6 protein-coding genes are annotated in these 6,718 nt (G+C 59.8%); all 6 read left to right on the forward strand.

Annotated features, from left to right (window positions below; all coding sequences use genetic code 11):
* The first annotated feature begins 11 nt into the window (after positions 1 to 11).
* Positions 12 to 1,298: an ABC transporter substrate-binding protein gene (locus IQK56_RS18860; RefSeq protein WP_099585445.1), complete on the forward strand. Its 1,287-nt coding sequence runs from the start codon at positions 12 to 14 to the stop codon at positions 1,296 to 1,298.
* A gap of 101 nt (positions 1,299 to 1,399) precedes the next feature.
* Entirely contained in the window at positions 1,400 to 2,308 is a 909-nt protein-coding gene (locus tag IQK56_RS18865; protein ID WP_003175732.1) for a carbohydrate ABC transporter permease, read from the forward strand.
* The gene (locus tag IQK56_RS18870; RefSeq protein ID WP_099585444.1) at positions 2,301 to 3,146 is read left to right on the forward strand and encodes a carbohydrate ABC transporter permease; all 846 of its coding nucleotides are present in this window, start codon (positions 2,301 to 2,303) and stop codon (positions 3,144 to 3,146) included. Before IQK56_RS18865 ends, IQK56_RS18870 begins: the two co-directional genes overlap by 8 nt.
* 2 nt (positions 3,147 to 3,148) lie before the next feature.
* Positions 3,149 to 4,309, forward strand: coding sequence for an ABC transporter ATP-binding protein (locus IQK56_RS18875; protein WP_193862528.1), 1,161 nt, complete (start codon positions 3,149 to 3,151; stop codon positions 4,307 to 4,309).
* Positions 4,310 to 4,394: 85 nt separating this feature from the next.
* The gene (locus IQK56_RS18880; RefSeq protein ID WP_122308159.1) at positions 4,395 to 5,741 is read left to right on the forward strand and encodes a carbohydrate porin; all 1,347 of its coding nucleotides are present in this window, start codon (positions 4,395 to 4,397) and stop codon (positions 5,739 to 5,741) included.
* 99 nt (positions 5,742 to 5,840) lie between these two features.
* A complete protein-coding gene (locus IQK56_RS18885; RefSeq protein ID WP_099585441.1) occupies positions 5,841 to 6,686 on the forward strand; it encodes a D-hexose-6-phosphate mutarotase in 846 nt (281 codons plus the stop codon).
* The last annotated feature ends 32 nt before the right edge of the window (positions 6,687 to 6,718 follow it).

Genomic DNA, 6,718 nt, shown 5'->3' on the forward strand with positions numbered 1-6,718 from the left:
AAGGTATTCAGATGAACGCGATTAATCGCCTCGCCGTAGCTATTTCCGTTGCCTCGTTGTTTCCCCTCAGTGCATTTGCCGCCGACTCCAAAGGGACGGTTGAAGTTGTGCATTGGTGGACCTCGGGTGGCGAAAAAGCGGCTGTAGATGTCCTGAAGGCCCAAGTTGAGAAAGACGGCTTCACCTGGAAAGACGGGGCCGTCGCAGGTGGCGGTGGCGCCACTGCCATGACCGTGCTGAAAAGCCGCGCGGTCGCCGGCAACCCGCCCGGCGTTGCCCAGATCAAAGGTCCCGACATCCAGGAATGGGCGTCCACCGGTCTGCTCGACACCGACGTGCTCAAAGACGTCGCCAAAGCAGAAAAATGGGACTCCCTGCTCGACAAGAAAGTCTCCGATACCGTGAAGTACGACGGTGACTACGTCGCCGTACCGGTCAACATCCACCGTGTGAACTGGCTGTGGATCAACCCGGAAGTCTTCAAGAAAGCCGGCATCACCAAAAACCCGACCACCCTCGAAGAATTCTACGCAGCCGGTGACAAGCTCAAGGCCGCAGGCTTCATCCCGCTCGCCCATGGTGGCCAGCCTTGGCAGGACAGCACCGTGTTTGAAGCGGTCGTGCTTTCGGTGATGGGTGCCGATGGTTACAAAAAAGCCCTGGTCGACCTGGACAACGCTGCGCTGACCGGCCCGGAAATGGTCAAGTCCCTCACCGAGCTGAAGAAAGTCGCGACCTACATGGACGTCGACGGCAAAGGCCAGGACTGGAACCTCGAAGCCGGCAAGGTCATCAACGGCAAGGCAGGCATGCAGATCATGGGTGACTGGGCCAAGTCCGAATGGACTGCCGCCAAGAAAGTCGCCGGCAAGGATTACGAGTGCGTAGCCTTCCCGGGCACCGACAAAGCCTTCACCTACAACATCGACTCCCTGGCGGTGTTCAAGCAGAAAGACAAAGGCACCGCTGCCGGTCAGCAGGACATCGCCAAAGTCGTGCTGGGTGAAAACTTCCAGAAGGTGTTCAGCATCAACAAGGGCTCGATCCCTGTTCGTACCGACATGCTCAATGAAATGGACAAGCTCGGCTTCGACTCCTGCGCCCAGACCGCCGCCAAGGACTTCCTGGCAGACGCCAAGTCCGGCGGCCTGCAGCCAAGCATGGCGCACAACATGGCCACCACCCTGGCTGTGCAAGGTGCGTTCTTTGATGTCGTGACCAACTTCATCAACGACCCGAAAGCCGACCCGGCCGACACCGCCAAGAAACTCGGCGCTGCGATCAAGTCGGCTAAATAAGCTGCATGTTACAAGCTACAAGCTACAAGTGGGGGCGCGGTTGTCTTGACGCTTGCAACTTGTAGCTTGTAGCTGCCTCCAGTCTTTTATTGGATTTCCCCATGAGTTCTGTTGCTGTGTTCAGCAAAGCCTCGCCGTTCGATGCACTGCAGCGCTGGCTACCCAAACTGGTGCTGGCGCCCAGCATGTTCATCGTGTTGGTGGGCTTCTACGGCTACATCCTGTGGACGTTTGTGCTGTCGTTCACCACGTCTACGTTCCTGCCGAGCTACAAGTGGGCGGGCCTGGCGCAGTACGAGCGTTTATTCGACAACGATCGCTGGTGGGTGGCGAGCAAGAACCTGGCGCTGTTTGGCGGCATGTTTATCGGCATCACCCTGGTGATCGGCGTGACCCTGGCGATTTTCCTCGACCAGAAGATCCGTCGCGAAGGCTTCATCCGCACGATTTACCTGTACCCGATGGCGCTCTCGATGATCGTCACCGGTACCGCCTGGAAATGGCTGCTCAACCCGGGCATGGGCCTGGACAAACTCCTGCGTGACTGGGGCTGGGAAGGCTTCCGTCTCGATTGGCTGATCGACCCGGACCGTGTGGTCTATTGCCTGGTGATCGCCGCTGTCTGGCAAGCCTCCGGTTTCATCATGGCAATGTTCCTCGCCGGTCTGCGTGGCGTTGATCAATCGATCATCCGTGCCGCGCAGATCGACGGCGCGAGCCTGCCGCGCATCTACTGGAGCGTGGTGTTGCCCAGCCTGCGTCCGGTGTTCTTCAGTGCGGTGATGATCCTGGCGCACATTGCGATCAAGAGCTTCGACCTGGTGGCGGCGATGACCGCTGGCGGGCCGGGCTACTCGTCCGATCTGCCTGCGATGTTCATGTACTCGTTCACCTTCAGCCGTGGCCAGATGGGCATGGGCTCGGCCAGTGCAATCCTGATGCTCGGTGCGATCCTCGCGATCATCGTGCCTTACCTCTACTCCGAGCTGAGGACCAAACGTAATGACTAGTCTCGCTAACAAACCGGCCATCAGCCTGAGCCGCGTTGCGATCTATGCGGTGCTGATCCTCGCGGTGCTGCTGTACCTGGTGCCGCTGGTGGTGATGCTGCTCACCAGCTTCAAGACCCCGGAAGACATCACCAACGGCAACCTGCTGAGCTGGCCGACCGTGGTCACCGGCATTGGCTGGGTCAAGGCCTGGGACACCGTCGATGGTTACTTCTGGAACTCGATCAAGATCACCGTTCCCGCCGTACTCATTTCCACCGCCATCGGCGCATTGAACGGCTATGTGCTGTCGTTCTGGCGCTTCCGTGGTTCGCAGCTGTTCTTCGGCCTGCTGTTGTTCGGCTGCTTCCTGCCGTTCCAGACCGTGCTGCTGCCGGCGTCGTTCACTCTCGGCAAGATGGGCCTGGCGAGCACCACCACCGGCCTGGTGTTCATCCATGTGGTCTACGGCCTGGCGTTCACCACGCTGTTCTTCCGTAACTACTACGTGAGCATTCCGGACGCGCTGATCAAGGCTGCGCGCCTGGACGGTGCGGGATTCTTCACCATCTTCCGTCAGATCATTCTGCCGATGTCGACACCGATCATCATGGTCTGCCTGATCTGGCAGTTCACCCAGATCTGGAACGACTTCCTGTTCGGCGTGGTGTTTTCCAGCGGCGACTCCCAGCCCATCACGGTGGCGCTGAACAACCTGGTCAACACCAGCACCGGGGCCAAGGAATATAACGTGGATATGGCGGCGGCGATGATCGCCGGGCTGCCGACCCTGCTGGTCTATGTGATCGCAGGCAAGTATTTCGTGCGCGGCCTCACGGCCGGCGCGGTCAAGGGGTAATCATGGCTACGCTTGAACTTCGCAATGTAAACAAGACCTATGGCGCCGGCCTGCCCGACACCTTGAAGAACATCGAGCTGTCGATCAAGGAAGGCGAATTCCTGATCCTGGTCGGCCCATCGGGTTGCGGTAAATCCACGCTGATGAACTGCATCGCCGGCCTTGAGACCATCACCGGCGGCGCGATCATGATCGGTGATCAAGACGTCAGCGGCATGAGCCCCAAGGACCGCGACATCGCCATGGTGTTCCAGTCCTACGCGCTGTACCCGACCATGAGCGTGCGCGAGAACATCGAGTTCGGCCTGAAGATCCGCAAGATGCCTCAAGCCGACATCGACGCTGAAGTCGCACGCGTGGCCAAGCTGCTGCAGATCGAACACCTGCTCAACCGCAAGCCGGGCCAACTCTCCGGCGGCCAGCAGCAGCGCGTGGCCATGGGCCGCGCCCTGGCACGTCGGCCGAAGATCTACCTGTTCGACGAACCGCTGTCCAACCTCGACGCCAAGCTGCGCGTCGAGATGCGCACCGAAATGAAACTGATGCACCAGCGCCTCAAGACCACCACGGTCTACGTGACTCACGACCAGATCGAAGCCATGACCCTGGGCGATAAAGTGGCGGTGATGAAGGACGGCATCATCCAGCAGTTCGGCACGCCGAAAGAGATCTACAACAACCCGGCCAACCAGTTTGTGGCGAGCTTTATTGGCTCCCCGCCGATGAACTTCGTACCGCTGCGCCTGCAACGCAAGGACGGTCGCCTGGTGGCCCTGCTCGACAGCGGCCAGGCGCGTTGTGAGCTGGCGCTGAATGTGACAGATGCCGGCCTTGAGGACCGTGACGTGATCCTGGGCCTGCGCCCGGAGCAAATCCTGTTGGCCGCGGGCGAGGGCGACAGTGCGTCGAGCATTCGTGCCGAAGTCCAGGTCACCGAGCCGACCGGGCCGGACACCCTGGTGTTTGTGCAACTCAACGACACCAAAGTCTGCTGCCGCCTGGCGCCCGATGTGGCACCTCAGGTGGGTGAGACCCTGACTCTGCAATTCGATCCGGCCAAGGTGCTGCTGTTTGACGCCAGCACAGGTGAGCGCCTGGGCACGGCAGCTTCAGTGCCGACACAAGGGCACGCCGATAACGTGGCCCGATTCAAGGGTCGCTGAACGAGATAAGTTGTTGTTTTAGTTAAAAAATGTAACCCGCGTTAGATAAAAACAGTTTAATAACAATAAAGACGAGGATGTAGGGATGAAAAAGCAACACAACAACACCCGGCTGATCTGCCAACTGTCAGCTGCAGCAGCCCTTGTACTGTCCGCCAATGCGATGGCGGCCGATGCGTTCAGCGCCGATTCCAAATGGATGACCGGCGATTGGGGCGGCGAGCGTACCAAGCTGATCGAGCAAGGTATCGATATCAAGGCCGACTACGTAGGGGAAATGGGCTACAACGCCCACGGTGGTTACAACAACGACAAGACCGGTCGCTACGCTGACCAGTTCGGTCTGGGCGTTGCCCTCGACCTGCAAAAACTGTGGGGCTGGGACAACACCCAGGCCAAGATCCAGTTCACCAACCGTAATGGCCAGAACATCTCCAACGACCGCATTGGCGACCCGCGCGCCGGCACGCTCAGCTCGTCGATGGAAGTCTACGGCCGTGGCCACATGGTGCGTCTGACCCAGTTCTGGATCCAGCACCAGATGTTCGACAACAAGTTGGACGTCAAGCTCGGCTACTTCGGTGAAGGCGAAGACTTCAACACCTTCCCATGCGACTTCCAGAACCTGTCGTTCTGCGGCTCGCAAGTGGGTAACTACGTCAGCACCTGGTACAACTGGCCGGTCAGCCAGGCCGCGATCCGCGTGAAGTACAACATCACGCCTGAGCTGTATGCGCAAATCGGTGCGTACAACCAGAACCCGTCGCAACTGGAGCACGGCAACGGCTTCAAACTGAGTGGCAGCGGCACCAAAGGCACTGTGATCCCGGTGGAATTGGTCTGGTCGCCGAAGGTGAATAACCTGCCGGGCGAATACCGTGTGGGCTTCTACAAGAGCGCCGCCGATGCCAGCGACGTCCGTGAAGACGTGAATGGCAATGACGCGGCCACTACCCGCGCAGACTACCGCACCCACAGCAGCAAAAAAGGCTACTGGTTCGTTGCGCAACAGCAACTCACCAGCCACAACGGTGATGCTTCCCGTGGCCTGAACATCGCTGCCAACGCCACGTTCCACGACAAGGAAACCAACACTGTCGACAACTACCAGTCGATCATGCTGGTGTACAAAGGCCCATTCGATGCGCGTCCAAAAGATGACGTCGGTATTGGTGCCGCGCGCCTGCACGTCAACGATGACGTGAAGAAAAACGCCGAGCTGCTCAACGCCTCCAATGGTGTGAGCGACTACGACAACGCGCTGTTCTCGCCGATCCGCGAGACCGAGTACAACTTCGAAATCAACTACGGTTTCCACGTCACCAACTGGCTGACCGTGCGTCCTAACCTGCAATACGTTGTCCAACCGGGCGGCGTGGATAAAGTCGACAACGCGCTAGTGGCTGGCCTGAAAATTCAGTCTACGTTCTAACGCTGTTGCGATAAGCTCCTTCTCTCTGTGCGCATTTGCGGGTAGCCATGGCTATCCGCTTTTTTTTGGGCTGCACTGTGATATTCAGGACCGTGGCACATGCATGAGCATCCGCTGCAACGCTTTTTCAAATCCCTGCGCGAGCGTCCGGTGTTCGCCTGGGAGCGCTTTCAGATGCGCGACGTGCTGGTGATTGACCACCCGCTGTGCCAGGCGGTGTTCAGCCGCCAGGGGGCGCAACTGTTGCATTTCCAACCCCGTGGCCAGAAACCCTGGCTGTGGTGCGCGGCCAAGTGGCCGCAAGTCGGCGCCATCCGCGGCGGTGTGCCGGTGTGCTGGCCGTGGTATGGCCGCCACCCGAGCGAAAACGCATGGCCGTCCCATGGCTGGGCACGATTGATCGACTGGAAGCTCCTCGACAGCAGCACCGACGACGACGGCGTGCGCCTGCACTGGCAATTGCAGCTGTGCGACTGGCAGGTCGACCTGCACGCGCACTTGGGCGACACCCTGGAACTGCGCCTGAGCACCGAGCATCAGGACGAACTCCCGTGCCAGCTGAGCCATGCTTTGCACGCTTACTGGCGTATTGGTCACGTCGACGAGATAGCGCTGTCTGGGCTCGACGGTGCGCAGGGTTATGACCAGCTCAGTCGCCAGGTTTGCCAGCAGGAAGGCGAGTTGCGGGTGGACGGTGGGTGCCAGCGGGTGTTCCAGCACGAGGGTGAATTGCAGCTCAAGGATCATGCTTGGCAGCGTGAGCTGTGCATCGACACGGGTGACAGTGCGGACACCGTGGTGTGGCATCCGGGCAGCCGACCGTTGCTGGGCGTGAGCTTCAACGAGGCGTCGGGGTTTGTGTGTGTGGAGTCGGCGATGGCCGGGGCCAGTTTGGCGCCGGGGGAGAGGGCGCATTTGAGTTTGCAGGCTCGGGCTGGGGTCTAGCGTTGTGGCTGATGGCCTCATCGGGCAAGCCC

Source organism: Pseudomonas cyclaminis, from assembly GCF_015163715.1.
In the GTDB taxonomy this organism is placed as follows: domain Bacteria; phylum Pseudomonadota; class Gammaproteobacteria; order Pseudomonadales; family Pseudomonadaceae; genus Aquipseudomonas; species Aquipseudomonas cyclaminis.